The sequence below is a fragment of the Curtobacterium sp. 320 genome (assembly GCF_031455235.1).
Classification (GTDB): domain Bacteria; phylum Actinomycetota; class Actinomycetes; order Actinomycetales; family Microbacteriaceae; genus Curtobacterium.
Genome location: NZ_JAVDSI010000016.1, coordinates 35,417 through 61,258 on the forward strand (window position 1 = coordinate 35,417; position 25,842 = coordinate 61,258).

The 25,842-nt window shown below is 70.4% G+C and carries 24 protein-coding genes; 14 read left to right on the forward strand and 10 right to left on the reverse strand.

Annotated features, from left to right (window positions below):
* Positions 1 to 8: 8 nt before the first annotated feature.
* Both J2X60_RS16800 and J2X60_RS16805 read right to left on the reverse strand, forming a co-directional pair.
* Positions 9 to 1,466: a tetratricopeptide repeat protein gene (locus tag J2X60_RS16800; protein ID WP_309889102.1), complete on the reverse strand. Its 1,458-nt coding sequence runs from the start codon at positions 1,464 to 1,466 to the stop codon at positions 9 to 11.
* Positions 1,466 to 2,761: an AAA family ATPase gene (locus J2X60_RS16805; RefSeq protein ID WP_309889104.1), complete on the reverse strand. Its 1,296-nt coding sequence runs from the start codon at positions 2,759 to 2,761 to the stop codon at positions 1,466 to 1,468. Before J2X60_RS16805 ends, J2X60_RS16800 begins: the two co-directional genes overlap by 1 nt.
* A 132-nt stretch (positions 2,762 to 2,893) precedes the next feature.
* Between J2X60_RS16805 and J2X60_RS16810 the strand changes: the two genes are divergently transcribed.
* The 9 genes from J2X60_RS16810 to J2X60_RS16850 all read left to right on the forward strand — a co-directional run bounded on the left by J2X60_RS16810 (position 2,894) and on the right by J2X60_RS16850 (position 12,069).
* Complete coding sequence (locus J2X60_RS16810) at positions 2,894 to 3,658, forward strand: YebC/PmpR family DNA-binding transcriptional regulator (RefSeq protein WP_070418971.1); 765 nt, start codon at positions 2,894 to 2,896, stop codon at positions 3,656 to 3,658.
* Positions 3,659 to 3,665: 7 nt separating this feature from the next.
* Positions 3,666 to 4,313: a crossover junction endodeoxyribonuclease RuvC gene (ruvC, locus tag J2X60_RS16815; RefSeq protein WP_175475696.1), complete on the forward strand. Its 648-nt coding sequence runs from the start codon at positions 3,666 to 3,668 to the stop codon at positions 4,311 to 4,313.
* Entirely contained in the window at positions 4,310 to 4,927 is a 618-nt protein-coding gene (gene ruvA / locus J2X60_RS16820; protein ID WP_071301584.1) for a Holliday junction branch migration protein RuvA, read from the forward strand. Before ruvC ends, ruvA begins: the two co-directional genes overlap by 4 nt.
* Positions 4,924 to 5,961: a Holliday junction branch migration DNA helicase RuvB gene (ruvB, locus tag J2X60_RS16825; protein WP_309889108.1), complete on the forward strand. Its 1,038-nt coding sequence runs from the start codon at positions 4,924 to 4,926 to the stop codon at positions 5,959 to 5,961. Before ruvA ends, ruvB begins: the two co-directional genes overlap by 4 nt.
* A gap of 95 nt (positions 5,962 to 6,056) precedes the next feature.
* The gene (yajC, locus tag J2X60_RS16830; RefSeq protein WP_070418975.1) at positions 6,057 to 6,464 is read left to right on the forward strand and encodes a preprotein translocase subunit YajC; all 408 of its coding nucleotides are present in this window, start codon (positions 6,057 to 6,059) and stop codon (positions 6,462 to 6,464) included.
* An 87-nt stretch (positions 6,465 to 6,551) separates the two neighbouring features.
* Positions 6,552 to 8,303, forward strand: a complete 1,752-nt coding sequence (secD, locus tag J2X60_RS16835; RefSeq protein WP_309889111.1) for a protein translocase subunit SecD — start codon at positions 6,552 to 6,554, stop codon at positions 8,301 to 8,303.
* On the forward strand, positions 8,303 to 9,304 hold the full coding sequence (secF, locus tag J2X60_RS16840) for a protein translocase subunit SecF (RefSeq protein ID WP_309889113.1): 1,002 nt from the start codon (positions 8,303 to 8,305) through the stop codon (positions 9,302 to 9,304). Before secD ends, secF begins: the two co-directional genes overlap by 1 nt.
* A complete protein-coding gene (locus J2X60_RS16845; protein ID WP_309889115.1) occupies positions 9,304 to 9,651 on the forward strand; it encodes a rhodanese-like domain-containing protein in 348 nt (115 codons plus the stop codon). The genes secF and J2X60_RS16845 overlap by 1 nt, the downstream gene beginning before the upstream one ends.
* Before the next feature lie 57 nt (positions 9,652 to 9,708).
* Positions 9,709 to 12,069: a bifunctional (p)ppGpp synthetase/guanosine-3',5'-bis(diphosphate) 3'-pyrophosphohydrolase gene (locus J2X60_RS16850; protein WP_229085942.1), complete on the forward strand. Its 2,361-nt coding sequence runs from the start codon at positions 9,709 to 9,711 to the stop codon at positions 12,067 to 12,069.
* On the opposite strand, the gene J2X60_RS16855 is transcribed toward J2X60_RS16850, so the two are convergent.
* The 3 genes from J2X60_RS16855 to deoC form a co-directional block, all read right to left on the reverse strand.
* The gene (locus J2X60_RS16855; protein WP_309889121.1) at positions 12,048 to 12,623 is read right to left on the reverse strand and encodes a type IV toxin-antitoxin system AbiEi family antitoxin; all 576 of its coding nucleotides are present in this window, start codon (positions 12,621 to 12,623) and stop codon (positions 12,048 to 12,050) included. The genes J2X60_RS16850 and J2X60_RS16855 overlap by 22 nt on opposite strands.
* 156 nt (positions 12,624 to 12,779) lie before the next feature.
* The gene (locus J2X60_RS16860; protein ID WP_309889123.1) at positions 12,780 to 13,727 is read right to left on the reverse strand and encodes an ROK family protein; all 948 of its coding nucleotides are present in this window, start codon (positions 13,725 to 13,727) and stop codon (positions 12,780 to 12,782) included.
* A gap of 128 nt (positions 13,728 to 13,855) precedes the next feature.
* Entirely contained in the window at positions 13,856 to 14,587 is a 732-nt protein-coding gene (gene deoC / locus J2X60_RS16865) for a deoxyribose-phosphate aldolase (RefSeq protein ID WP_071294682.1), read from the reverse strand.
* A gap of 42 nt (positions 14,588 to 14,629) precedes the next feature.
* Between deoC and J2X60_RS16870 the strand changes: the two genes are divergently transcribed.
* The 4 genes from J2X60_RS16870 (at position 14,630) to J2X60_RS16885 (ending at position 18,845) form a co-directional block, all read left to right on the forward strand.
* The gene (locus tag J2X60_RS16870) at positions 14,630 to 16,162 is read left to right on the forward strand and encodes an SDR family oxidoreductase (RefSeq protein WP_070418981.1); all 1,533 of its coding nucleotides are present in this window, start codon (positions 14,630 to 14,632) and stop codon (positions 16,160 to 16,162) included.
* Positions 16,159 to 16,743, forward strand: coding sequence for a GDSL-type esterase/lipase family protein (locus J2X60_RS16875; RefSeq protein ID WP_309889125.1), 585 nt, complete (start codon positions 16,159 to 16,161; stop codon positions 16,741 to 16,743). Before J2X60_RS16870 ends, J2X60_RS16875 begins: the two co-directional genes overlap by 4 nt.
* A 113-nt stretch (positions 16,744 to 16,856) precedes the next feature.
* Complete coding sequence (locus tag J2X60_RS16880; RefSeq protein WP_309889128.1) at positions 16,857 to 17,198, forward strand: DUF6804 family protein; 342 nt, start codon at positions 16,857 to 16,859, stop codon at positions 17,196 to 17,198.
* Positions 17,199 to 17,291: 93 nt separating this feature from the next.
* The gene (locus tag J2X60_RS16885; RefSeq protein WP_071294685.1) at positions 17,292 to 18,845 is read left to right on the forward strand and encodes a stealth conserved region 3 domain-containing protein; all 1,554 of its coding nucleotides are present in this window, start codon (positions 17,292 to 17,294) and stop codon (positions 18,843 to 18,845) included.
* Positions 18,846 to 19,176: 331 nt separating this feature from the next.
* Here J2X60_RS16885 and J2X60_RS16890 read toward each other — a convergent pair whose 3' ends face one another.
* The 5 genes from J2X60_RS16890 to J2X60_RS16910 all read right to left on the reverse strand — a co-directional run bounded on the left by J2X60_RS16890 (position 19,177) and on the right by J2X60_RS16910 (position 24,560).
* On the reverse strand, positions 19,177 to 20,136 hold the full coding sequence (locus J2X60_RS16890; RefSeq protein WP_309889130.1) for a phosphodiesterase: 960 nt from the start codon (positions 20,134 to 20,136) through the stop codon (positions 19,177 to 19,179).
* A 168-nt stretch (positions 20,137 to 20,304) separates the two neighbouring features.
* Entirely contained in the window at positions 20,305 to 21,990 is a 1,686-nt protein-coding gene (locus tag J2X60_RS16895) for a cytochrome bc complex cytochrome b subunit (protein WP_309889131.1), read from the reverse strand.
* Positions 21,990 to 23,057: a ubiquinol-cytochrome c reductase iron-sulfur subunit gene (locus J2X60_RS16900; protein WP_070418987.1), complete on the reverse strand. Its 1,068-nt coding sequence runs from the start codon at positions 23,055 to 23,057 to the stop codon at positions 21,990 to 21,992. The genes J2X60_RS16895 and J2X60_RS16900 overlap by 1 nt, the downstream gene beginning before the upstream one ends.
* A gap of 33 nt (positions 23,058 to 23,090) precedes the next feature.
* Positions 23,091 to 23,900: a cytochrome c gene (locus J2X60_RS16905; protein ID WP_309889134.1), complete on the reverse strand. Its 810-nt coding sequence runs from the start codon at positions 23,898 to 23,900 to the stop codon at positions 23,091 to 23,093.
* Positions 23,901 to 23,921: 21 nt separating this feature from the next.
* Positions 23,922 to 24,560, reverse strand: a complete 639-nt coding sequence (locus tag J2X60_RS16910; RefSeq protein WP_031260857.1) for a heme-copper oxidase subunit III — start codon at positions 24,558 to 24,560, stop codon at positions 23,922 to 23,924.
* A 70-nt stretch (positions 24,561 to 24,630) separates the two neighbouring features.
* Here J2X60_RS16910 and trpD point away from each other — a divergent pair, with 70 nt between their 5' ends.
* On the forward strand, positions 24,631 to 25,686 hold the full coding sequence (gene trpD, locus J2X60_RS16915; protein WP_309889135.1) for an anthranilate phosphoribosyltransferase: 1,056 nt from the start codon (positions 24,631 to 24,633) through the stop codon (positions 25,684 to 25,686).
* Positions 25,687 to 25,842 lie beyond the last annotated feature (156 nt).

Consider the following 25,842-nt stretch of genomic DNA (forward strand, 5'->3'; position numbering starts at 1 on the left):
CGACGGGGTCAGGCCACGCCGGTAGCGACCAGCACCTGCACCACGACGGCCCGGACGGCGAACGCCGCGAACCCGAGGGCGATCACGGCGTACACGACGAGCCGAACGCGCCGCGGCCGGCCCACGGCACGCAGGATCTCCGCCGCGCTCTGCAGCACGAACACCCGTGTGGCGAGGAGCAGCGGGACGGCGGCCACGGCCCACGTCCCCGTGGTCGGTGCCGCCAGCGCGACGATGCCCCAGGTCACGAGCGCGGCGAAGCCGGCGATGTACGCACCACCGCGGTCGTTCTCCTCCTTGCGACGCCGTCCGCGGTCGGCGACGAGCCCGTCCCACAGCCCGGACCGCACCTGACGACGGCGTTGCACGATCGTGGTGACGTCCTGCGCAGCGGACTGCAGCAGCAGCGCGACGGCGAGCACGGTGACGACGGTGGTGTACCCGTCGCCGGCGGGTGGGACGATGCCGGCGAGCAGGAGCACCGCTCCGGCGGCACCCGCGATCCAGGTGAGTGCCGCGACGCCGAGCACGACCGGCACGAGCGGGACCCGCCGCATCGTCCGGAGGAGCAGTCCGCGCGGGAACTTCGCGAACGAGTGCACCTCCACGAAGCAGACCCACAGCGCTGCGATGCCGGTCAGGGTCCACCCGAGCGTCTTCGTGACGACGTTCGCACCGCCCCCGGCAGCGATGTGGGCGCCGAGCACCGTCACGACGAGGGACCAGGCGACGACGCCGACCGGCACGGACACGAGGCTCCAGAGCCCGTCGTCCACACGCCGGCGGGCCTCCCACGACGTCGGGTGCTGCGCGAGGACCCGAGCGGACTGCGCGACCCGCTCGGACAGCTGCAGGACCGACCCGGCCGCGAGCATCACCCACTCGTCGTTCGGGTCGAGCTCGAGTGCTCGGTCCATGGCCTCGCGAGCCCGTGGCGCGAGGGCCGCGTCGGTCCACGAGAGGGCGCGGTAGCACTGCGCCGCGTCGGCGAACAGCCGGGCGTCGTGGGGTGCGAGCTCGAGCGCGCGCTCGAGGGCTGCCGCGGACCGGGCGACGTCCGCCGTCGGCCACGCGGCTTCCTCCGCTGCGGACCGCTTCGCGTGCGACCAGCGTGTGTGTGCGAACGCCCACAGCAGGTGCGCGGTCGCCCAGTCCGGCCGGCGCTCGCGCAGTTCCTCGGCCGCGGCCTTCGCCGCCTGGCGCTCGTTCGCGTCGAGCATCGCGTTCACCCGGGCGGACAGTGCGGTGGCGTTGTCGGGGTCGAGCGCGAGGGCGCGCTCGGCGGCGGTGCGACTGGCGGCGTGGTCGTGGCGTGCACGTTCCGCCCGTGCGAGCGTCGCCCACAGCCGGGGGTCGTCCGGTGTGCTCGCGACGGCGGCGGTGAGGACGGCCCGCGCGTCGTCCGGGCGCTTGAAGCCCAGGAGCGCGTCGGCGCGCTCGACCACGACGTCGACCGCGTCGGCCATCAGAGCTGCTTCTCCTCGCGGAGCCACTCGACCATGTCGTCGTACTCGCCGCTGGCGTTGGAGTACTCCGCGACGTTGCGGGCGGTCTGCACCCAGGGGCCGATCGACGGCTTGACCTCCTTGAGGGCGGCGCGCATGTCGTCCATCCGCATCGGCCGCACCGACCCGGTCCGGATCGACTCCGTCATCGCCTTCTCCGCCGCGGTGGTCACGAGGTGCTCCAGGTCGGCGCCGGAGAACCCCTTCGTACGACGGACGAGGTCGCCGAGGTCGATGCCCTCGATCGGCCGTCGGCGGAGGTGGACACGGAGGATTGCCTCGCGGGCGTCGTCGTCCGGCGGACGGACGAGGACCATCCGGTCGAAGCGTCCCGGTCGCTTCAGCGCGGCGTCGACCTCCCACGGGTGGTTCGTGGCCGCGAGGACGTAGACGCCGTCGTTCTGCGAGTCGACCCCGTCCATCTCGACGAGGATCTGGTTGACGACGTTCCGGAACGACGAGAACGTGTTCCCGCTCCGCTTCGCGCCGATCGCGTCCATCTCGTCGAAGAACAGCACGGCCGGCGCGTGCTCGCGGGCCGTGCGGAACACCCGGTGGATGTTCTTCTCGCTCTCGCCGATGAACCGGTCGAGCACGTCGCTGAGCGTGACGGAGACGAAGTGCGCCCCGAGCTCGCCGGCGATCGCGCGGGCGAGGAACGTCTTGCCGCAGCCGGGCGGACCGTACAGCAGCAGGCCGCCGCGGAGCTTCTTGCCGAACGCGGCCGCGATCTCGGGGTGCGCCATCGGCTGCAGGAACGACTCGTCGATCCGCCGCTTCACGACCTCGAGCCCGCCGACGTCGGCGAGCCGGACGGTCTCGCGGCGGAGTTCCGCCACCGGGTCGGCGTCCTCGGCGGTCTCGGCAGCCTCGGCCACGAGCTCCTCGTCGTGCTCGGCCACGACCCGCTCGACGAACGGCGGCTCGGTCGGGTTCGCGATCGACGCCTCGAGCTCGGACCAGTCGATGTCCTCGTGTCGGTCGCTCGGTGCCGGCGTCGGCGGGGCGACCGCCGGCTCCGGCGGCGCCGCTGCCGGCATCGATTCCGGCGGCGCCGCTGCCGCGAGGGCCGCGCGCCGGACGACCGCCGTCGCCGCCTCGTCCTCCGGCGCCTCGCGGAGCACGACGCTCGCCTGCTCGATCGCCTCGCCGTACCGGCCGGCGTCGGCGAGCAGCTCGGCGTAGCGGACCCGGAGGGTCCGGTCGTCGGGGAGCGCCTGGACGGCGGCCTCCAGTGCGGACAGCGGATCGGTCATGCGTTCCCCCTGGTCGTCCCCGTGCTGCGCCCCATCGTACGTGCGTCGACGGGCCCGCCCGCGAGGCGGGGCCGCACCGTCCCTCCAGGCCGCTAAGCTGGACGGGACTTTCCGCAAGACGCAAGGAGCACCGTGTCCGGGCATTCCAAGTGGGCAACGACCAAGCACAAGAAGGCCGTCATCGACCAGCGACGTGCCAAGTCGTTCGCGAAGCTCATCAAGAACATCGAGGTCGCCGCCAAGATGGGCGGTGCCGACCTCTCCGGCAACCCGACCCTCGTCGACGCCGTCCAGAAGGCCAAGAAGACCTCGGTCCCCAACGACAACATCGACCGCGCCATCAAGCGCGGTGCCGGCCTGACCGGTGAGACGATCGAGTACACGACGATCATGTACGAGGGCTACGGACCGAACGGCGTCGCGATGCTCATCGAGTGCCTCACGGACAACAAGAACCGTGCCGCTGCCGAGGTCCGCACCGCGATGTCGCGGAACGGCGGGACCATGGCCGACCCGGGCAGCGTCGCCTACAACTTCTCCCGCAAGGGCGTCATCTCCGTCACCAAGACCGACGGCCTCGACGAGGACACCGTCATGACGGCGGTGCTGGACGCCGGCGTCGAGGACGTCATCGACCAGGGCGGCGGCTTCGAGGTCATCACCGAGGCGACCGACCTCGTCGCGGCCCGCACCGCGCTGCAGGACGCCGGGATCGACTACGACTCCGCCGACGCCGAGTTCGTCCCCGGCCTCAAGGTGCCGGTCGACGCCGACACGGCGCGCAAGGTGTTCCGCCTGATCGACGCGCTCGAGGACAGCGACGACGTGCAGAACGTCTACTCGAACTTCGACATCCCCGCGGACGTCCAGGCCGAGCTCGACGAGGACGAGGACTAGCCCGATGCTGCGCGTGCTCGGGGTCGACCCCGGGCTCACGCGGTGCGGCGTCGGCATCGTCGAGGTCGCATCGAACCGCCGCGCCCGGCTCGTCCACGTGACGGTCGTGCGCACCCCGGCGGACATGGCGCTCGAGCAGCGGCTGCTCCGCATCGCCGACGGCATCGCCGCCGAGATCGACGAGCACCGTCCGGACGCCGTCGCGGTCGAGCGGGTGTTCGCGCAGGCGAACGTCCGGACGGTCATGGGCACGGCGCAGGCCGCCGGCCTCGCCCTGCACGCCGCGGCGGCACGGGGGCTGCCGGTCGGGCTGCACACCCCGTCCGAGGTGAAGGCCGCCGTGACCGGGTACGGCAACGCGGACAAGCGCCAGGTGCAGACGATGATCGCGCGCGTGCTCGGCCTCGACGAGGCCCCCAAGCCCGCCGACGCCGCGGACGCGCTCGCCCTGGCCGTGTGCCACGCCTGGAGGCTCGGGTCACCCGACACGGTCGGCACGCGTGCCACGAACCTCACCCCGGCACAGCGCGCGTGGCGGGACGCACAGGGCGGCACGGTCGACTCGCCGCTGGCACGCGCCGCGGCCGCGGCCGCCGGTCGCTCGCAGCGTGGCTCGTCGGCATCGTCGGTGGCCGGCCGTAGGCTCGGGGCATGATCGCGAGTCTCCGGGGCACCTGCATCGACATCGCCGGCTCCGGCGTGGTGATCGAGGTCGGGGGAGTGGGCTACGCGGTCACGGTGACCCCGGCGCACGCGCTGACGATGCGCCACGGGTCCGAGGTCTTCGTCCGGACCGCGATGATCGTGCGCGAGGACGAGCACCTCCTCTTCGGCTTCGAGTCCACCGACGCGCTCCAGGTGTTCGACCTCCTCCGCAGCGTGTCCGGCGTCGGCCCGAAGTCGGCGATGGGCGTCCTCGCCCACATGGACCCGGCCCAGGTCGCGAACGCCGTCGCGCACGACGACGACGGTGCCTTCCGCAAGGTCTCCGGCATCGGCCCGAAGACCGCCAAGCTCATCATCGTCGCCCTCTCCGGCAAGCTCGCCGCGTTCGAGCAGGCCCCCGTCGTGGCGGCCCGCGGCGGCACCGCGCACCCGGCCGCGACCGACGTCGTCGCCGCCCTCGTCGGCCTCGGCTGGCGCGAGGACGCGGCGCAGCGTGCGGTCGACGAGACCATCGCGTCCGAGCCGGGCGTCGCCTCGATGGGCACCCAGGCACTGCTCCGCGCCGCCCTCGGGGCGCTCCGCCCCGCCGGTGCCGGCCGGTGAGCGGGATCACCGCCGCGGGCGCCGAGTCACAAGAGGAACTCGCGTTCGAGGGGGCCCTCCGCCCGAAGTCCCTCGACGAGTTCGTCGGGCAGCGGAAGGTCCGGGGGCAGCTCGACCTGCTCCTCAAGGCGGCGGCACTGCAGGACCGGACGCCCGACCACATCCTGATGGCCGGCCCTCCCGGACTCGGCAAGACGACCCTCGCGATGATCGTCGCGCACGAGTCCGGTCGCCCCCTGCGGATGTCGAGCGGCCCGGCGATCCAGCACGCCGGTGACCTCGCCGCGGTGCTGTCGTCACTCGTCCCCGGCGAGGTCCTGTTCATCGACGAGATCCACCGGATGGCCCGCTCGGCAGAGGAGATGCTCTACCTCGCGATGGAGGACTTCCGCATCGACGTGATGGTCGGCAAGGGGGCCGGGGCCACGAGCATCCCGCTCGACCTCGCGCCGTTCACCCTCGTCGGCGCCACCACGCGTGCCGGCCTCCTGCCGAACCCGCTGCGCGACCGCTTCGGGTTCACCGCCCACCTCGAGTTCTACGAGAAGGACGAGCTCGAGCAGGTCCTCATCCGGGCGGCGCACCTGCTCGAACTCGACATCGACCGGTCCGCCCTGCGCGAGATCGCCGGGCGCTCCCGGGGCACACCGCGCATCGCGAACCGCCTGCTCCGACGAGTCCGCGACTACGCCCTCGTGCACCGCACCACCGACGGTATGGCCGCCGTGCAGGGCGCCCTCGACCTCTACGACGTCGACGAACTCGGACTCGACCGCCTCGACCGCGCCGTGGTCGAGACGATGCTGACGCGCTTCGACGGCGGTCCCGTCGGCCTGAACACCCTCGCGGTGTCCGTCGGGGAAGAGTCCGAGACCATCGAGTCGGTCGTCGAACCGTTCCTCGTCCGGGTCGGCCTCGTCACCCGCAGCCCCCGCGGCCGGATCGCCACCCCGCGGGCCTGGCGGCACTTCGACATGACACCCGGGCAGACCGGCCTCGCACAGCCCGGCCTGTTCGACGACGACGCCGACTGACGTCCCCGTCCGCGGTCTCGGTGACATGCCACGCACAGACGTGTGCCCTAGACTGCTACGGCCCGAAACCGAGCAACCAGAGAAGGCAACGCATCATGGGTCAAGAAGTCATCCTCATCGTCATCGTCGTGGCGTTCGCTGCCTTCATGTTCTACAACAGCCGGAAGCGCAAGAAGCAGCAGGGCGAGCTCGCCACCAAGATGGTGCCGGGCGCGAAGGTCATGCTGTCCTTCGGTCTGTACGGCACGCTCCTGTCGGTCGACGACGAGAAGGTCACGGCCGACGTCGAGATCGCACCCGGAACGGTCGTCACCGTCCACCGCCAGACCCTGTCGCGTGTCGTCGACGACACCGCGTCGGACATCACCACCACGGCCACGCCCGAGGACGAGCCGGCAGCACCGAAGCCCGTCGCCGAGCTCAACGGGGAGCCGATCTACGGCGAGCGTGTCGAGTCCACGGACGCCGACACCGACGCTGCGAAGCGCAAGACCGAAGACTGACTCCTCGGCCGCCGGGTCCACCGACCCGGCGGCGACACCTGCCGCCGGTCAACCGCCGTCGGTCCTGACAGAAAGACGAGACGACCGGTGGCACGATCGACACCCGTCAAGAAGGCGATCCGCTCGCTGACCTGGTTGGTGATCCTCATGGCGGTCCTCGCGGGGTTGAACACCGCCGCGTCGGTCCTCGCCGGGAACACCAAGGACGACAGCGGCAAGTGGTTCGAAGGGGCCAGCTGGGTCCCGGAACTCGCCCTCGACCTCCAGGGCGGCACGCAGCTGACGCTCGCGGCGCAGAACACCGAGGGCGGCTCGGTGACGAGCCAGCAGCTCAACCAGGCCGTGAACATCATCCGGCAGCGCATCAACGCCACCGGTGTCTCGGAATCGCAGATCAACACCCAGGGGACGAACAACATCGTCGTCTCCATCCCGGGCAAGCCGGACAAGGCGACGATCGACCGCATCGAGGCGGCCGCGAAGCTCACGTTCCGCCCGGTCCTCTACACCGAGGCGGCGACCAACACCGCGGTGGGCGGCAGCAACGGTTCGTCCGCGTCGCCGACGCCGTACACGCCCCCGGCCTCGCTGGCGGCGACCCCGAGCACGAAGCCGACGAACGGCAGCGACCTGTCCCAGGTCACGCCGGCGCTGCAGGACCTGTACACGAACTACAACTGCAACGCTCCGGACGACGTCACGACGGCGCCGGACGACGAGCCCCTCGTCACCTGTGACCAGGACGGTACCGCGAAGTACATCCTCGGCCCGGTCGAGGTGTCCGGCTCGGGCATCAGCAACGCCACCTCGGGCCTCGCAACCGACTCGCAGGGCACGTCGACCGGCCAGTGGGCCGTCAACCTGACGTTCAAGGGCAAGAGCTCGGACGACTTCCGTGACGTTACCAGCCGGCTCGTGAAGCTGCAGCCGCCGCAGAACCAGTTCGCGATCGTCCTCGACGGCTCCGTCATCACGGCGCCGGCGTCGAACGCGGCCATCACGAACGGCAAGGCGCAGATCACCGGCTCGTTCACGGCCGACTCCGCGAAGACCCTCGCCGACCAGTTGAAGTACGGCGCGCTGCCGATCAACTTCCAGGTCCAGTCGAACGAGAACATCTCCGCGACCCTCGGTACCGCGCAGCTCGTCGGTGGCCTCGTGGCGGGTCTGATCGGTCTGATCCTGGTCATCATCTACTCGGTCATCCAGTACCGGGCGCTCGCGTTCGTCACGGTCCTCTCGCTCGGTGTGGCCGCGGCGCTGACGTACCTCGTGATCGCGATCATGTCCTGGCGCGTCGACTACCGCCTGTCGTTGGCGGGTGTGGCGGGTCTGATCGTCGCGATCGGCATCACGGCGGACTCGTTCATCGTGTACTTCGAGCGCATCAGGGACGAACTCCGTGACGGCCGAGGCCTCGAGAGCGCCGTCGAGGCCGGCTGGAAGCGTGCACTGCGCACGATCCTGGCGTCCGACTCGATCAACTTCCTCGCCGCCGTGGTGCTCTACATCCTCGCGGTGAGCGACGTGAAGGGCTTCGCGTTCACGCTGCTCCTCACCACCCTGATCGACGTCGTCGTGGTCGTGATGTTCACGCACCCGATGATGCAGCTCATCGCCCGCAGCCGCTTCTTCGGCGAGGGACACCGGTTCAGCGGGCTCGATCCCGCGGCCCTCGGTGCCGTCTACCGCGGTCGCGCGCAGTTCCGCGCGCCGGTCGTCGACGGCAGGCGTCAGCGCAGCGCCGGTGAGGCGCAGCGTCGACAGACGATCGCAGAGCGGAAGGCCGCGCAGGCCTCCGGCGAGAACGGCACGACGCCGGACGGGAAGGACGACTGATGGCCAGCTTCAGCCAGTTCGGCAGCGACCTCTACACGGGGAAGCGCTCGTACGACATCGTCGGCCGCCGCAAGACCTGGTACGTCATCGCGATCATCGCGATCGTGGTCTCGCTGGCGGTCCCGTGGCTGCGTGGCGGGTACCAGCTCGGCATCGAGTTCACCGGCGGGTCCGAGTTCACGCTCTCCGACGTGAAGACGCTCGACCAGAACCTCGCCACCGACACCGTCGAGTCGATCGTCCCCGACGGCGTCCCGCGTGTCTCGCAGCTCGGGACGCACGGCATCCGCGTGCAGACCGGCCAGCTCACCGACCGTGAGACCTCCGAGGTCCAGGACGCCCTGGCGAAGGCCTACGACGTCCCGGACAGCCAGGTCGCCGCGACCTTCATCGGTGCGACCTGGGGTGCCGACGTGCTCAACCAGGCGATCCGCGGCCTCGTGATCTTCCTCGCCCTCGCGGCGGTGTTCATGGCGCTGTACTTCCGCACGTGGAAGATGTCGGTGTCCGCGATGGTGGCGCTCCTCCACGACCTCCTCATCACGGCGGGCGTGTACGGCATCGTCGGGCTCGAGGTCACGCCCGCGGCGGTGATCGGCTTCCTGACCATCCTCGGCTACTCGCTGTACGACACCGTCGTGGTGTTCGACAAGGTCCGCGAGAACACGAGCCAGGAGTCCCACCGCACCTTCGTGCAGTCGGTGAACCTCGCGGTCAACCAGACGCTCGTGCGGTCGATCAACACCTCGGTCGTCGCTCTGCTGCCGGTCGGCGCGATCCTCTTCATCGGGTCGTACATCCTCGGCGCCGGAACGCTCCGCGACATCTCGCTCGCGCTGTTCATCGGCATCATCGTCGGCACCTACTCGACGATCTTCATCGCGTCGCCGATGTACGCCCACCTGCGTGAGAACGAGCCGAAGATCAAGCAGGCCGACGCCAAGAAGCAGGCCGCTGCCGCCAAGCGTCAGCGCGAGGTCGACGCGACGGCGGGCGTCTGATGCCGGCGGACATCGTCGACATCGACGTCGCCGAGGCCCGTCGGCGGATCGACGCCGGTGCGCGCCTGTTCGACGTGCGCGAGCAGGGGGAGTGGGACGAAGTCCACGCGCCCGAGGCGACCCTCGTGCCGATGTCCGAGTTGGTCGCCCGGTGGAAGGAGATCGACGGGGGCGACGAGCCCGCGATCATCGTCTGCCACTCCGGCGGACGCTCCGCTCGGGTCGTGGCGGCACTCGAGCAGTCCGGGGTCCCGGCGGTGAACCTCGTCGGCGGCATGGTCGCGTGGGAGCAGTCGGGCGCCCCCGTGGTGCGCGACGCCCAGGGCGAACCGCGTCACGAGCACTGACCGGACACGCGTAGTCTTGTCGGATCGAGCTCGGACGGGCATCCCGGGAGGCGCCGCATGACGGACACGCGTGAGTCCACGCCGCAGGACGCCTCTGCGCCGCGGGCAGGGCAGGACACCGGCTCCGCGAGCCGCCCCGGCTCCGCACCCCGGCCGACGAGTCCGCTCGGGCCGAACACGACCGGCAACCTCGGTTCGCTCCGATCGCTGCTGCCGCGGCTGTTCTCGCGCGCCCAGCCCGCCGGTGCCGTCGACACCCTGATCCGCACCGTCCGGTCGCACCACCCCAAGGCCGACGTGACGCTCATCGAGCGCGCCTACTCGGTCGCGGAACGCGCGCACGACGGGCAGAAGCGCAAGTCGGGCGAGCCGTACATCACGCACCCGGTCGCGGTGGCGCAGATCCTCGCCGACCTCGGGATCGGGCCGATCACCATCGCCGCGGCGCTCCTGCACGACACCGTCGAGGACACCGACTACCAGCTCGACCAGCTGCGCGAGGACTTCGGCGACGAGATCGCCATGCTCGTCGACGGCGTCACGAAGCTCGACAAGGTCAAGTACGGCGACAGCGCTCAGGCCGAGACCGTCCGCAAGATGGTCATCGCGATGTCGAAGGACATCCGCGTCCTGGTCATCAAGCTCGCCGACCGGCTGCACAACGCCCGCACGTGGGGCTTCGTCGAGTCGACCTCCGCCACGCGCAAGGCGAAGGAGACCCTCGAGATCTACGCGCCGCTCGCGCACCGGCTCGGCATCCAGATGATCAAGCTGGAGCTCGAGGACCTCTCGTTCGCGGTGCTCCACCCCAAGCTGTACGTCGAGATCGACAGCCTGGTGAAGGAACGCCAGCCGAAGCGCGAGCAGTTCGTCCAGAACGTCATCGGCACGCTCAAGAAGGACCTCAAGGCCGCCAAGGTCCGCGGCGAGGTCATGGGCCGGCCGAAGCAGTACTACTCGATCTACCAGAAGATGATCGTCCGCGGGCGCGAGTTCGACGAGATCTACGACCTGGTCGGCATCCGCGTCCTCGTCCCGACCGTGCGCGACTGCTACGCGATGCTCGGTTCCGTGCACGCGCGGTGGACGCCGCTGCCGGGTCGGTTCAAGGACTACATCGCGACGCCGAAGTTCAACCTGTACCAGTCGCTGCACACCACCGTCCTGGGGCCGCAGGGCCGTGCCGTCGAGATCCAGATCCGCACGCACGAGATGCACCAGCGGGCCGAGTTCGGTGTCGCCGCCCACTGGAAGTACAAGCAGCGCGCGGCCGGCCGTGACGTCGACTCCTCGTCGGCGACCGACCAGGACATGGCCTGGCTGGCGCACATCACCGACTGGCAGGCCGAGACGAGCGATCCGGGGGAGTTCCTCGACTCGCTCCGGTACGAGATCGGTGCGAAGGAGACCTACGTCTTCACGCCCCAGGGCAAGGTCATCGGGCTGCCGTCCGGTGCGACCCCCGTCGACTTCGCGTACGCCGTGCACACCGAGATCGGCCACCGCACGATGGGCGCCAAGGTCAACGGGCGTCTCGTGCCCCTCGAGAGCGCCCTGTCGAGCGGCGACGTCGTCGAGATCTTCACGTCGAAGAACCCCGACTCCGGCCCCAGCCAGGACTGGCTGACCTTCGTCCGGAGCCCTCGCGCCCGGAACAAGATCAAGCAGTGGTTCACCAAGGAGCGCCGCGAAGAGGCGATCGAGCAGGGCCGCGACGCGATCGCGCGGGCGATGCGGAAGCAGAACCTGCCGCTCCAGCGCATCATGAGCCAGGACTCGATCTCCGAGGTCGCGTCGTCGATGCGCTACGACGACATCTCGGCGCTGTACGCGGCCGTCGGCGAGGGGCACGTCTCCACGCAGTCGGTGATCGAGAAGGTCCTCGGGAACGTCCAGACCGAGACCGAGACGGAAGAGCCGGAGCTCAGCTTCCCCCGCCAGGTCACGAGCCGGCAGCTGCGCAACAGCGACAGCGGCGTCCTCGTGCGTGGCGCGCCGGACATCCTCGTCAAGCTCGCGAAGTGCTGCACGCCGGTCCCGGGCGACCAGATCGTCGGGTTCATCACCCGCGGCCAGGGCGTCTCGGTGCACCAGGCCTCGTGCACGAACGTCAAGTCGCTGATGAACGAGCCCGACCGGATGATCGAGGTCGAGTGGGCGCCGTCCTCGAAGTCGGTGTTCCTCGTGCAGATCCAGATCGAGGCGCTCGATCGGTCGGGGCTCCTCAGCGACGTGACCCGGGTGCTGACGGACCACCACGTGAACATCCTGTCCGCGACGGTCTCGACGTCGTCCGACCGGCTCGCGCTGAGCCGCTTCGTGTTCGAGATGGGCGACACGACCCACCTCGACCGTGTGCTCAACGCCGTGCGACGGATCGACGCGGTCTACGACGTCTACCGCGTCAGCGCGGGCTGACCGGACTCCAGGACCGCCCGCAACCGCCGCTCCGCCTGCCGGGCCATCGGGATCGTCCCGAGGGTCGCGAGGGACCCGCCGACCGCATCGACCGACACCGCACCGATCGCCAGGAGCCCGACCACCGCCGCGGCGTCCGACGGGTCGAACCCACCGGGCCGGTCCCCGGGGCTGCGCAGCAGGTCCACGACCGTGCGCAGCGGTGTGGTGACGCGGAGGCCACCGAGGACGACGACGTCCTCGTCCGTGATCACGACCTCGCGGACGCGCAGCGCGCCGTCGACGTGCACGCGGACCCGGAGCGGGACACAGGCCTCGAGCGGGGCCGGTGCACGCGAGACGGCACCCCAGACCCACGCGGCCGTCCGGGTGCTCGCGATGAGGCGCGCGTCACGGAGGGCCCACGCCGCGGCTGCCGCCCGGAGTGACGGGGTCTGCGGTTCGGCGGGGGAGGCCCAGCACGCCCCGACGGCCACGAGCTCGCCGGCGAGGACCGCTGCGCGCAGCTCGGCCTCGGGCCAGTCGTCACTCGTCAGCAGCCGGGTTCGGGACACCCGGACATCCTGCCCGACGCGCACGGCGCGTCGACGCGCCCTGTGGAGAGCGACGGACGTGCGTCCGTGACGTGACCACCTGTGGGCCGGGAGGCGCGGGTCGGCCCCGCACCGCGCCTCCCGTCCGTCAGCACGTGCCGTCGAGAGCCGACGTCGTCAGCGCAGCACGTCGGCCCGGTGCACGAGCGCCGCGGCGCCGATGAGCGGACCGTCCTGCGACAGCCCCGTCGGGACGATCCGCACCTTGGTCACGAAGCCGAACTCGACGCGCTCCGCCACCGCCTCGCGCGCGTACTCGAAGAGGTCGGGCGTGACGTGCGAGAACCCGCCGCCGATGGCCACGACCTCGAGGTCGACGAGGCTCGTGGCCGCCGCGATGGCCTGCCCGAGGGCGCGACCGCTGCGCTTGACGGCCGCGACCGCGATCTCGTCGCCCGCCGCGTAGGCCGCCGAGAGCTCCTCGCCGGTGCTGCCCGTGAACCCCTGCCGCTGCGCCCACGCGACGGTCTTCGGGCCGCTGGCGATCGCCTCGAGGCAGCCGGTGCCGCCACACGCGCAGTGGTCGTCGAAGCCGCCGCACTCGACGTGGCCGATGTGCCCGGCGTTGCCCGTCGGGCCGCTGACGGTCCGGCCGTGCAGGATCAGGCCGCCGCCGACGCCGGTCGACACGATCATGCCCATCACGTGGTCGGAGCCCTGCGCCGCGCCGACCCAGTGCTCGGCGAGCGTGATCGCCAGGCCGTCCATGCGGAGCGTCACCGGGACACCGGCGGGGACGTGTGCGGCGACGCGGTCCCGGAGCGGGTACCCGCGCCAGACCGGCATGTTGAGCGGGGAGACGAGTCCGTGCTCCTCGTCGACCGGACCTGCCGAGCCGATGCCGACACCGACGAGCGAGGCGTCCGTCGGCAGCGCGGCGAGGGCGGCCGTCACGACCTCGTCGACCGCGGCCTGCAGCTCGTCGGACGTCCGGCCGGGGCCGGTTGGGCTGCGGAACCGCGTGGCGGGGAGGACGACGCCGGCGTCGGTGACGAGGGCCGCCTCGACCTTCGTCCCGCCGAGGTCGACGGCGAGGGCGAGCGGGGTGGACTGGGTGGTGGACATGCGCGCTCCGATGCGGCGGTCTGGAGGCGCGGTGCCGGTCCCGCACGCGTCGTCGCGTCCGGTGGGCGCCGGCCCCTGGTGGTGGGTCGGGTGGTGCTGGAGGTCGCGGGGGCTCGCGCCCCGGACCGTCAGTAGGACGTGGTGTCGTCGCCGACGGCCGACGCGGTGCCGGTCTCGGCGCGGTGCGCGACCTCGTCGAGGATGCGTGCCGAGGCGCTCGTGCCGATGCGGTCCGCACCGGCCTCGACCATCTCGAGCAGCGTGTCGAGCCCGCGGACGCCGCCGGAGGCCTTCACACCGGTGTCGGGGCCGACCGTGGCGCGCATGAGGGCGATGTGCTCCGCGGTGGCGCCACCGCCGGCGAACCCGGTGGAGGTCTTCACGAAGGCGGCACCGGCGGACCGTGCGGCGCGCGACGCGGCGACGATCTCGTCGTCGGTGAGGAAGGCGGTCTCGAGGATGACCTTGACGACGGTGCTGCCCGCGGCGTCGACCACGGCGCGGACGTCGGCCTCGACGCGCTCCCAGTCGCCGGACTTCGCGGCGCCGATGTTCTGCACCATGTCGAGCTCGAACGCACCGTCGGCGAGGGCCTGCAGCGACTCGGCGACCTTGGCCGCGGTGGACGTGGTGCCGTGCGGGAAGCCGATGACCGTGCCGACGCCGACCCCGGTGCCGGTCAGGCGCTCGACGGCGTGCGCGACGTCGCTCGGGCGGACGCACACGCTGAACACGCGGTACGCGGCGGCCTCGTCGAGCTGGGCGTCGACGTCCGAACGCGTGAGTTCGGGCTTGAGGATCGCGTGGTCGATGAGACCACGGACGGCATCGGCGGTGACGGAGAACGCTGCTTTGTCCACCCGGCAAGCCTACCCGGAGCCGAGCCGCGTACCGTGCCCCGCATGCGCGTCCTCGTCACCGGGGCCACCGGCTACATCGGCGGTCGTCTCGTCCCACGTCTCCTCGAAGCCGGTCACACCGTCCGCGTCTTCGTCCGCACGCCCCGGAAGCTGCAGGACGTCCCCTGGCACGACGACGTCGAGATCACCGCCGGCGACCTGCAGGACGCCGACGCCGTGCGCCGGGCCGTCGCCGACATCGAGGCCGTCTACTACCTCGCCCACGCGATGGGCGCGGACGGCGACTTCGAGCGGGCCGAGCGGGACGCCGCCGAGACCATGGCGCGCGAGGCCTCGGCCGCCGGCGTGCGCCGGTTCGTGTACCTCGGCGGCCTGCACCCCGACGGCGAGCTCTCGAAGCACCTCCGCAGCCGCAAGGAGGTCGGGGACGTCCTGCTCCACTCCGGCGTCCCGACGATCGCGTACCAGGCCGGCGTGGTGATCGGGTCCGGGAGCACCTCGTTCGAGATGATCCGCCACGTCACGGACGTCCTGCCGTGGATGCCGGCGCCGCGGTGGGTCCGGAACCGCATCCAGCCGATCGCTGTCCGTGACGTCCTCTACTACCTCGTCAAGGCGCTCGACATCCCCGCCGACGTGAACCGCACGTTCGACATCGGCGGCCCGGACGTCCTCCGCTACGGGCAGATGCTCAACGGGTACGCCGTGGAGGCGAAGCTCCCGCAGCGCCCGATCTCGCCCCTGCCCGTCCTCACCCCGGGGCTCGCGGCGCACTGGTTCAACATCGTGACGCCGATCCCGCGGAAGCTCGCCAAGCCGATCATCGAGTCGCTCCAGTTCGAGTGCGTCCAGCGCGAGCACGACATCGACGACGTGGTGCCGCGGCCGGAGGGCGGGCTGACCGGGTACCGCCGTGCGGTCCGTCTCGCCCTGAGCCGCATGCGCACCGGCGAGGTCGAGACCAGCTGGCGGAACGCGACGCTCGCGGCCACCCCCGCGGACCCGCTGCCGAGCGACCCGGACTGGGCCGGCCACACCGTCTACGTCGACGACCGCAAGCGCCACTCGGCGGCCTCGGCGGACGACGTCTGGCGGGTCGTCGAGTCGATCGGCGGCGAGAACGGCTGGTACTCCTTCCCGCTCGCATGGGTGGCCCGCGGGTGGATGGACAAGCTCGCCGGGGGAGTCGGCCTGAACCGCGGTCGCCGCGACCAGAAGCGCCTCGAACAGGGCGACGCCCTCGACTGGTGGCGCGTGGAGCGGCTCGAACGCGGGCGCTACCTGCGACTGCGCGCCGAGTTCAAGTCCCCGGGCCGTGCCTGGCTCGAGATGACCGTGACCCCCGCGGACGACGGCGGCAGCGACTACCGGCAGCGGGCGATCTACTTCCCCCAGGGGCTCGCCGGCCGCCTGTACTGGTACTCGATCCTGCCGTTCCACGGCGTGATCTTCCCCGGGATGGTCGAGCGCATCACGGCGGCCGCCGAGCGGGAGTCCGAGCACACCGAGTCGACGGGGCGGAACTGGACCCAGCAGAATGGGAACCCGGAACCCGCACACGAGGAGGCAGCATGACCGAGGAACGCACGAGCGTCCTGTTCCTGGGCGACAGCATCACCGAGCAGGGGTCGTGGGACGCCTGGCTGCCGGACGAGCGGACCGTCAACCAGGGCATCGGCGGTGACACAAGCGACGGGGTCCTCGCACGGCTGGACGCCGTCGTGGCCGAGCAGCCCGAGGTCATCGTCCTGCTCATCGGCACGAACGACTTCGGCAACCACCGCAAGAGCGTCGAGCACGTCGTCCGCGGGGTCGAGTCCGTGCTCGTGACCCTCCGCCGCGAGCTCCCGGGCGTCCGGCTGCTCCTCGTGTCGATCCTGCCGCGGCAGGCGGAGTACACGGCGAAGATCGAGGAGGCGAACCGGCACCTCCGCCAGTTCGTCGCCACCTGCCACGCCCAGTACCTCGACGCGTGGCCGGCCCTCGCCGACGGCGACCACCTCGACGACCGGTTCACCGACGACGGCCTGCACCTCACCGAGGACGGCTACCGGGCCTACGTCGCCGAGCTCGTGCCCGCGCTCGAACGGGTGCGCGAGCTCCCGCCGATGTCCCGGTCCATCCAGGCGATCGACCTCGACGGGGCCACCGCCTGATGGCAGGACGGAAGGGCCGACCACCGGCCGGATCGTCGCTGCACGGCGTGCCGGTGGGCGGGGCGGAGCCGACGCGGTCGGGCTTGGCGTCTGGCCGAGGGGCAGGGCGCGAGTTGCCGCCGTTCACCCGGCCCGCCCTCGCCCCGTCGCTGATCGCGGCGATCGTGCTCCTCGCCTGCGTCGCGATCGTCGACTCGTCCGGCTTCGTGTTCGCCCGCTGGGGTGTCACCGTGCTCAGCCTCATCGTCCTCGTCTTCGCCGTGCGCGGGCGGACGTGGTGGGCGGCGCTCCTGATGGCCGCGATCGCCGTCTGCTGGAACCCGCTCGCGGTCGTGCCGATCCCCGGTGAGCTGTGGGCGGCACTGCAGCTCGTCGCCGCCGCGCTGTTCATCGTCGTCGGCATCGTCGTGAAGGTGCCGCGCGAGGCGGAGGCGAGCAGCGCCTCCAGGCCCTAGGCCGGGCGACCGACGAGCGGACCGAGCGTCCGCGCGGACGGTAGGATGAGTCGCCGGGCAAACGGGTCCGGCGCACTGATCCGAAGGGTGTGGATGAGCAACGAGACCGAGCCGGTGACCGAGAGTCCTCTGCTGAACCCTCGACCGTCCTCCGGCGGTCTCGAACGTCCCGACGTCGTCGTGCGGAAGGGACGCCTGACGCTCGTCAACGGGCACCTGACGCCGCAGCAGTCGATGATCGAGGACCTCCTGTTCCTCGACGACGCCCTCACCGCCGGTGACGTCGACCACCTGCTCATCCGCGGCAACGACCAGCGGCCGGTGATCGCCCTCGACGAGCGCGACCGGCAGCGGGCGGAGAGCGCCGTGATGGCCGCCGCCGCGAACGAGCCCTTCTACGCGAAGCCACCGGGGAAGCCCGCGGTGCTCGTCATCGACGACGGCCTCGGCTCCGTCGACGAGCCCGTCCTGCGCGTGTTCCGGCCGCGCCTTGAGCCGCTCGGACGCCTGCGCTACGGCGCCGAGACGAGCGTGCAGCTCGAGTTCTGGCGGGTCACCGACACCGAGGTCCTCGCGCCCGTCGAGAACGCCCTGATGCGCCGCAGCCTGCCCGTCGACGAGTTCGTGCTCGTCGACATCGAGCGGTACGGCCGAACCTGGCGCACGGTCGAGCACATGTTCGACGACCACGTGTCGGACATCCGGTTCCCGATCGACATCGTGTTCTCGTGGGTCGACGGCAACGCCATCGAGTACCAGCGGGCACGACAGGCAGCGCAGTCCGGTGCGGTCCTGGGCGAGGGCGACGACGCCCCCGCCCGCTTCCGCCAGATCGACGAGCTGAAGTACGCGCTCCGGTCGGTGCACACGTTCGCGCCGTGGATCCGGCAGATCTACATCGCCACGGACTCCCCGGCGCCCGCCTGGCTCGCCGACCACCCCAAGGTGCGCATCGTCCGCTCCGAGGAGTTCTTCGCCGACCCCTCCGTCCTGCCGACGCACAACTCGCAGGCCGTCGAGTCGCAGCTGCACCACATCCCGGGCATCAGCGAGCACTTCATCTACTCGAACGACGACATGTTCTTCGGCCGCCTGGTCGACCCCTCGGTGTTCTTCAGCCCGGGCTCGGTGACAAAGTTCATCCTCGCGACGACGCGGATCGGCCTCGGGTCGAACAACCCGGCACGCAGCGGGTTCGAGAACTCCGCCCGGGTCAACCGCCGACTCCTGCAGCAGCGCTTCGGTGCGGTGACGACCCGGCACCTCGAGCACGCGCCGACCCCGCTGCGCGCCTCGATCATGACCGAGATGGAACACGAGTTCGCCGACGAGTTCGCGGCTACCGCGGCCTCACGGTTCCGTGCTGCCGAGAACATCTCGGTGACGAACTCGCTGTACCACTACTACTCGCTGCTGACGGGCCGGGCGATCGTGCAGGAGAACGCCGAGGTGCGGTACATCGACACGACGATGCAGTCCGGTCTGCGGGCGCTCGGCGACCTGCTCAAGAAGCGGAACGCGGACTTCTTCTGCCTGAACGACGGGAGCTTCCCCGAGGTCAGCGACGAGGAGCGGACGCAGCGGGTGACGGACTTCCTCGAGAAGTACTTCCCGTTCCCGGCGCCGTGGGAGCGCCCCGCGGGCTGAGGCCGGGCGCGCGGGCGGGTCTTTTCGTCGTTTGCGCAGCTTGTTGCGCGTGCAATGAGCGACGAGGCCGTTGTCGTACGACGTCGGCGATGTCGTTCCTTGTGCGCGCGGGCAGGTGCGTGTGCAAGGAGCGACAAGACGGCTGTCGAACGACGACCACGGTGTCGCACCATGCACATGCAACTGATGCGCGTGCAACCACCGACAAGACCGCTGTCGAACGACGACCACGATGTCGCACCATGCACACGCAACCATCGGGGACCGCGGGCGCACCACCGAGCCGACCCGCGCCTCCTGGCCCCGCCCGGTGCGTGCCGCGCGCTCGGGCTCAGCGGTGGACGGGGGAGACCGGCACGGAGTCGAGCGTGAACACCGGGATGCTCGACGTCACCGGCGCGGGCTCCGCCGCCGCCGGGATCGTCACGCCCGCCGCTGCGAGCCGAGCCTCGGTCTGGGCCGACGACACCGGCTCGCCGACCGTGGCGTAGTGCCCGATCGGCACGACCGAGTGCACCACGTTGTGGCCGTAGACGTGCACGAGGTTGAACGACTGTGCGCCGTCCTGTCCTCGGGTACCGCCCTGGTACTCGGTGAGGTCCTGGGTGTAGCACGTGGCGCTCGCGACCGACACGGGGATGCCCGCGAAGACGGCGCTCGTCGAGTAGTGCAGGTGGCCGGCGATGATGGCGATGACGTCGCTGCCCTCGACGACCTCGGCCAGGGCGTCCTGGTCGCGGAGCTCGACGAGGACGGCGAGGTCCTGCACGCTCGGCACCGGCGGGTGGTGCATCGCCAGGATGGTGCCGTGCGGCGCCTGCTCCGACAGGACCTCGGCCAGCCAGTCGAGCTGCTCGGGGGAGACCTCGCCGTGGTGGGCGCCGGGCACGCTCGTGTCGAGGGTGATCACCCGGAGGCCGTTCACGTCGTAGACGAAGTCGACCGGACGATCGGTCGGCTGGAGCCCGAACAGCTCCTGCCGGAAGGCGCCGCGCTCGTCGTGGTTGCCCATCGCCCAGATGACCTGTGCGCCGATCCGCCGCGCGGCCGGCTCGACGATGTCGCGGATGCGGGCGTACGCGCCGGGTTCGCCCTTGTCGGCGACGTCGCCCGTGACGACGATGGCCTCGGGACGCGTCCCCGACGACTCGATGTCGACGATGATCTGGCCGAGCCGCGCAGCTGAGTCGACGTCACCGTAGAGGTCGCCGTCACCCGCCACGAGATGGGTGTCGCTGAGGTGGAGCAGGAAGTGGTTCGGCCTGGGGTGTTCGGCCGTCCGGCTGTCCATCGGGGTCTCATTCCGTTGGTCGGGTGCGTGGTGCAACACAGTGCCACACCGTCCTGGACGAGTCCAGCACGTGTCGGTGAATCGAACGTGAACGCGGCACGGCGCGTTCCCGCACGCACGACGAAACCCCCGCCACCGAGGTGACGGGGGTTCCGGTGCGCGGGGTGCCTAGTGCTTCGACTCGACCGCGGGCGCTTCGTGTCCGGCTTCGAGGTCCGGGCCGTGGTGCGCGGCGTGCGCAGCCTCGAGCTCGGCCTTGGACACCGGGGTGATCCGGTCCTCGAAGAAGAAGCGCGACATGCTGGCGCGGGCCTTCTGCAGGCTCGAGATCTTGCCTCGGGCGTTCGGACGGATCATGAGCGGCTTGTACTCGTTGAACTGCAGGAGCTTCCAACGCTCGTACTCGTCGAGCTGCTCGTGCACCTCGATGTACTCGCCGTGGGGGAGTCGCACGATGCGGCCGGACTCGTACCCGTGCAGGACGATCTCGCGGTCCTTCTTCTGCAGGGCGAGGCACACGCGCTTCGTGATCCAGAAGGCGACGAACGGGCCGAGGACCGTCGTGGCCTGGATCACGTGGATGACGTGGTCGATCGACACGTAGAAGTGGGTCGCGATGATGTCCGACGACGCGGCGGCCCAGAGGCTCGCGTAGAGCGTGATGCCGGCGGCACCGAACGCCGTGCGGGTCGGGGCGTTGCGCGGACGGTCGAGGATGTGGTGCTCACGCTTGTCGCCGGTGACCCAACCCTCGATGAAGGGGTAGATGAAGATGGCGAGGATGAGGAACACCAGCACCGCGATCGGCACGAGGATGTTGAACGACACCGTGTAGCCGAACCACACGACCTCCCAGTGCGGCGGCACCAGACGGAGCGCACCGTCGGCGAAGCCGATGTACCAGTCGGGCTGGGTACCGGCGGACACCGGGGAGGGGTCGTACGGGCCGTAGTTCCAGATCGGGTTGATCGTGAACAGCGACGCGATGAGGGCGAGGATGCCCGCGACGATGAAGAAGAACCCACCGGCCTTCGCCGCGAACGCCGGGAGGATCGGCACGCCGACGACGTTCTCGTTCGTCTTGCCGGGGCCGGCGAACTGCGTGTGCTTGTTGATGACGACCAGCACGAGGTGGACGCCGAGCACCGCGACGAGGATCGCCGGGAGCAGCAGGATGTGCAGCGTGTAGAGGCGGCCGACGATGTCGGTGCCCGGGAACTCGCCACCGAAGAGCAGGTAGGCGATCCAGACGCCGATGACCGGCACACCCTCGATCATGCCGACGATGATGCGCAGACCGTTGCCGGAGAGCAGGTCGTCGGGGAGCGAGTAGCCCGTGAAGCCCTCGGCCATGGCCAGGACCCACAGGATGAAGCCGAACACCCAGTTGAGCTCACGCGGCTTGCGGAAGGCACCGGTGAAGAACACGCGGGCCATGTGCAGCATGATCGAGGCCACGAACAGCAGGGCCGCCCAGTGGTGGATCTGCCGGACGAAGAGCCCGCCGCGGATGTCGAACGAGATGTTGAGCGTCGACTGCAGTGCGGTCGACATCTCGATGCCCTTCAGCGGGACGTACGAGCCGTGGTAGACCACCTCGGCCATGGACGCCTGGAAGAAGAACGTGAGGAAGGTGCCGGACAGCAGGACGACGACGAAGCTGTACAGCGCCACCTCGCCGAGCATGAAGCTCCAGTGGTCGGGGAAGATCTTGCGCCCGACCTCCTTCACGAGGCCCGAGATGCTCGTGCGCTCGTCGATGTAGTTGGCGACCCCGCCGATGATGCGGGATCCGCGCTCCGGTGCCGACTTGGTGGTCGACGACGCGGGTGCGTTGGTGGTCGTGCTGCTCATCAGCGTTCACGCTCCCAGAAGGACGGGCCGACGGGCTCGTGGAAGTCGCTCTGCGCAACCAGGTAGCCGTCGTCGTCGATCGCGATCGGAAGTTGGGGGAGGGGGCGTGCCGCCGGCCCGAAGATGACCTCGCAGTTGTTCGAGACATCGAAGGTCGACTGGTGGCACGGGCAGAGCAGGTGGTGCGTCTGCTGTTCGTACAGGGCGACCGGGCATCCGACGTGGGTGCAGATCTTCGAGTACGCGACGATGCCGTCGTAGCCCCAGTTCTCGTGGCCCTTGGAGGGGTTGAGGTCCTTGGGGTCGAGGCGCATGAGGAGGACGGAGGCCTTGGCCTTCTCCTCGAGCATGTCCTCCTTGTCGAGCATGCCGTCCGGGATGACGTGGAACACCGAACCGATGGTCACGTCGGACGCCTTGATCGGCAGACCCGTCGGGTCCTTCGTCAGGCGCGTGCCCTTCGCCCACATGGTGTGGCGGAGGAGTTCGTTCGGGTCGGCGGCGGGCGCGAGGTCGCGCACGAGGACGATGCCCGGGAGGGGGAAGGCCGCCAGGGCGCCGATCATCGAGTTGCGGATCAGCTTGCGACGGCTGAAGCCGGACTCCTTGTCGGCGAGCTGGAACGCCTCGACCGCCTTGGCGCGGGTCGCGTCGGTGCCGCGGGTGCCGTGGCGGAGCTCGGTGATCTCGCGGTCCACCACGAGCGACTTCGACCAGTACACGGCGCCGAGGCCCAGCGCGAGCAGGGCGAGGGCGATCGAGAGGCCGAGCCAGAGGTTGGCGGTCCGGACGGTCCCGAAGTCGTCGGAGTCGATCGGGAAGGCGACGTAGGCCGCGATCGCGAGGACACTGCCCACGATCGACAGGTAGAAGAACGTGGCGACCTGACGCTCGGCCAGGCGCTGCTTCTTCGGGTCGACGTCGGTGCGGCGTGCGCGGTGCGGCGGCTCGCCCGGGTTCTCGAACGGGTCCGTCGGCAGGACCGCGATCCCGGCCGAGGTGGTGGTCGTGCCGTGCTTCTCGACAGCCGAGGACGAGTTCAGTGCCTCGTCGTCGTGCTCTGCCATGGTGTTCCCTTCAGTGTCGTTCGACACGGACGATCAGTTGGACTTCGCGGTCAGCCAGACGGTCATCGCGACGACCGCGCCGAGTCCGAAGATCCAGATGAACAGACCCTCTGCCACCGGGCCGAGGGAGCCGAGTGCGAACCCGCCGGGCGACTTGTTGTCCTGCACGTACTTGAGGTACGTGATGATGTCGGCCTTCTGCTCGGGGGTGAGGTTCAGGTCGTTGAACACCGGCATGTTCTGCGGGCCAGTGACCATGGCCTCGTAGATGTGCTTGCCGGACACCGACTGCAGGTTCGGCGCGTACTTGCCCTCGGTCAGGGCACCACCGGCACCGGCCACGTTGTGGCACATCGCGCAGTTGATGCGGAAGAGCTCCGCACCTTCGGCGGCGTCGCCGTCCTGGCCGTTGGTCAGGCTCTCGGAGGGGACCGCCGGGCCGGGGCCGAGCGAGGCGACGTACTCGGCGAGGGCGTCGATCTGCTCGTCCGTGAACTGGGCGGGCTTCTCTTCGGCCTGGGGACCCTGGGCGGCCATCGGCATGCGGCCGGTGCCGACCTGGAAGTCGACGGACGCGGCGCCGACACCGATGAGGGACGGACCCTCGCTGGTGCCCTGCGCGGAGAGGCCGTGGCAGGTGGCGCAGTTCGAGGCGAAGAGCTTCTGGCCCTCGTTCACCTTCGACTGGCTCGAGGCCGCCACGGTGCTCGTGCTGTCGTCGGCGTTCGCCGTGGAGCTGAACAGCGCGTACGCACCGCCGGTGGTCATGAGACCGACGACGATGAGCGACACGGTCGCCATCGGTGAACGGCGGCCCTTCTTGGACTTGGTTCTGTTGAACATGCGGTGGGGGCTATCCAGTTCCTACTTGAGAAGGTAGATGACGGCGAAGAGGCCGATCCAGACGACGTCGACGAAGTGCCAGTAGTACGACACGACGATCGCGGTGGTCGCTTCCTTGTGACCGAAGTTCTTGGCGGCGAAACCGCGGCCCAGCGTCAGGAGGAAGGCGATGAGGCCACCCGTGACGTGCAGACCGTGGAACCCGGTGGTCATGTAGAAGGCCGAACCGTAGGCGCTGGAGGAGAGCGTCACGCCCTCGTGCCAGAGGTTCGCGTACTCGAAGATCTGACCGCAGACGAAGATCGCGCCCATGCAGTACGTGACGAAGAACCACTCCGTCATGCCCCAGTCCTTGGGGTTCCAGCTCGTCCGGTGCACCTGGAAGCGCTCGGCGGCGAAGACCGCGAACTGGCAGGCGAAGCTGGACAGCACCAGGATGATCGTGTTCACCGAGGCGAAGGGCACCTCGAGCTTGGCGGTCTCGGTCGCCCAGAGTTCGGGCGAGGTGCTGCGCAACGTGAAGTAGATCGCGAACAGGCCGGCGAAGAACATGACCTCGCTGCCCAGCCACACGATCGTCCCCACGGCAACGGCGTTCGGCCTGTTCAGGACCGGACCGCTGGCGGATCTGGAGAGAGGGGTGCTAGTCACAGACTCCATTATGGCCGAAACCACGGACAGTGTTTTCGCAGCCAACTGGCGGGTCTCTCGAATTCACTACGATCAGAGCATGCTCGACGCTCTCACCTGGCCTGCCGTGATCAGCGCGCTCATGGCGCGCGAAGACCTGACGATCAGCCAGTCCACATGGGCCATGCAGGAGATCGTGGCAGGTCGGGCCACCCCGGCGCAGATCGCCGCCTTCGTCGTGGCCCTCCGCGCCAAGGGCGAGACCGTCGACGAGGTCGTCGGCTTCCGCGACGCGATCCTCGACGCGGCCGTCCCGCTCGACGTCGACCCGATGGCGCTCGACATCGTGGGCACCGGTGGCGACGTCGTCGGCACGGTGAACGTCTCGACGATGAGCGCGATCGTGATCGCCGCCGCGGGCGTCCCCGTCGTGAAGCACGGCAACAAGGCGAGCTCCTCGAAGTCCGGGTCGAGCGACGTCCTCGCCGCACTCGGACTCGACCTGACGATGGACGCCGCGCGTGTCGCGGACACCTTCCGGCGTGTCGGGCTGACCTTCGCGTTCGCGAGCGCCTTCCACCCCGGGTTCGCGCACGCCGGACCCGTCCGCCGCGAGATCGGCGTCCCGACGGTGTTCAACTTCCTCGGTCCGCTCGTCAACCCCGCACGGTGCGAGGCGAACGCCGTGGGCGTGGCGCAGCTCGAGCTCGTCCCGATCATCACGGGCGTGTTCCAGACCCGCGGGGCGACCGCGCTCGTGTTCCGCGGCGACGACGGCCTCGACGAGCTGACGACGACCGGGCACAGCCACATCTGGGAAGTCACCGGCGGCCGCGTGACCGAGCACGACCTCGACCCGCGCGACCTCGGGATCGCCCGGGCCCGCATCGAGGACCTGCTCGGCGGCGACCCGGAGCACAACGCCGCCGTGGTGCACCGTGTCCTCGCGGGGGAGACCGGTCCGGTGCGCGACATCGTTCTGGTCAACGCCGCCGCCGGCCTGGTGTCCTTCCGCCTGGCGGAGGACCCGGCCGAGGTCGACCGCCCGATCCTGCAGCGCTTCCGCGAGCAGCTGGTCGTCGCGGCCGACGCGATCGACTCGGGCGCCGCCGCGCGCAAGCTGGCCGACTGGGTGGGCGCGACCCCCGTCGCGTGAGCGCAGACGCAACGCACTGGAGGCGCGGGGGGGGGGGGGGGGGGGCGGCCCCCCCCCCCCCCCCCCCCCCCCCCCACCCCCCCCCCCCCCCCCCCCCCCCCCCCCCCCCCAACCCCAGGCATCCCAGGCCCAAGAGGGAAATATAACCCCCCAAAC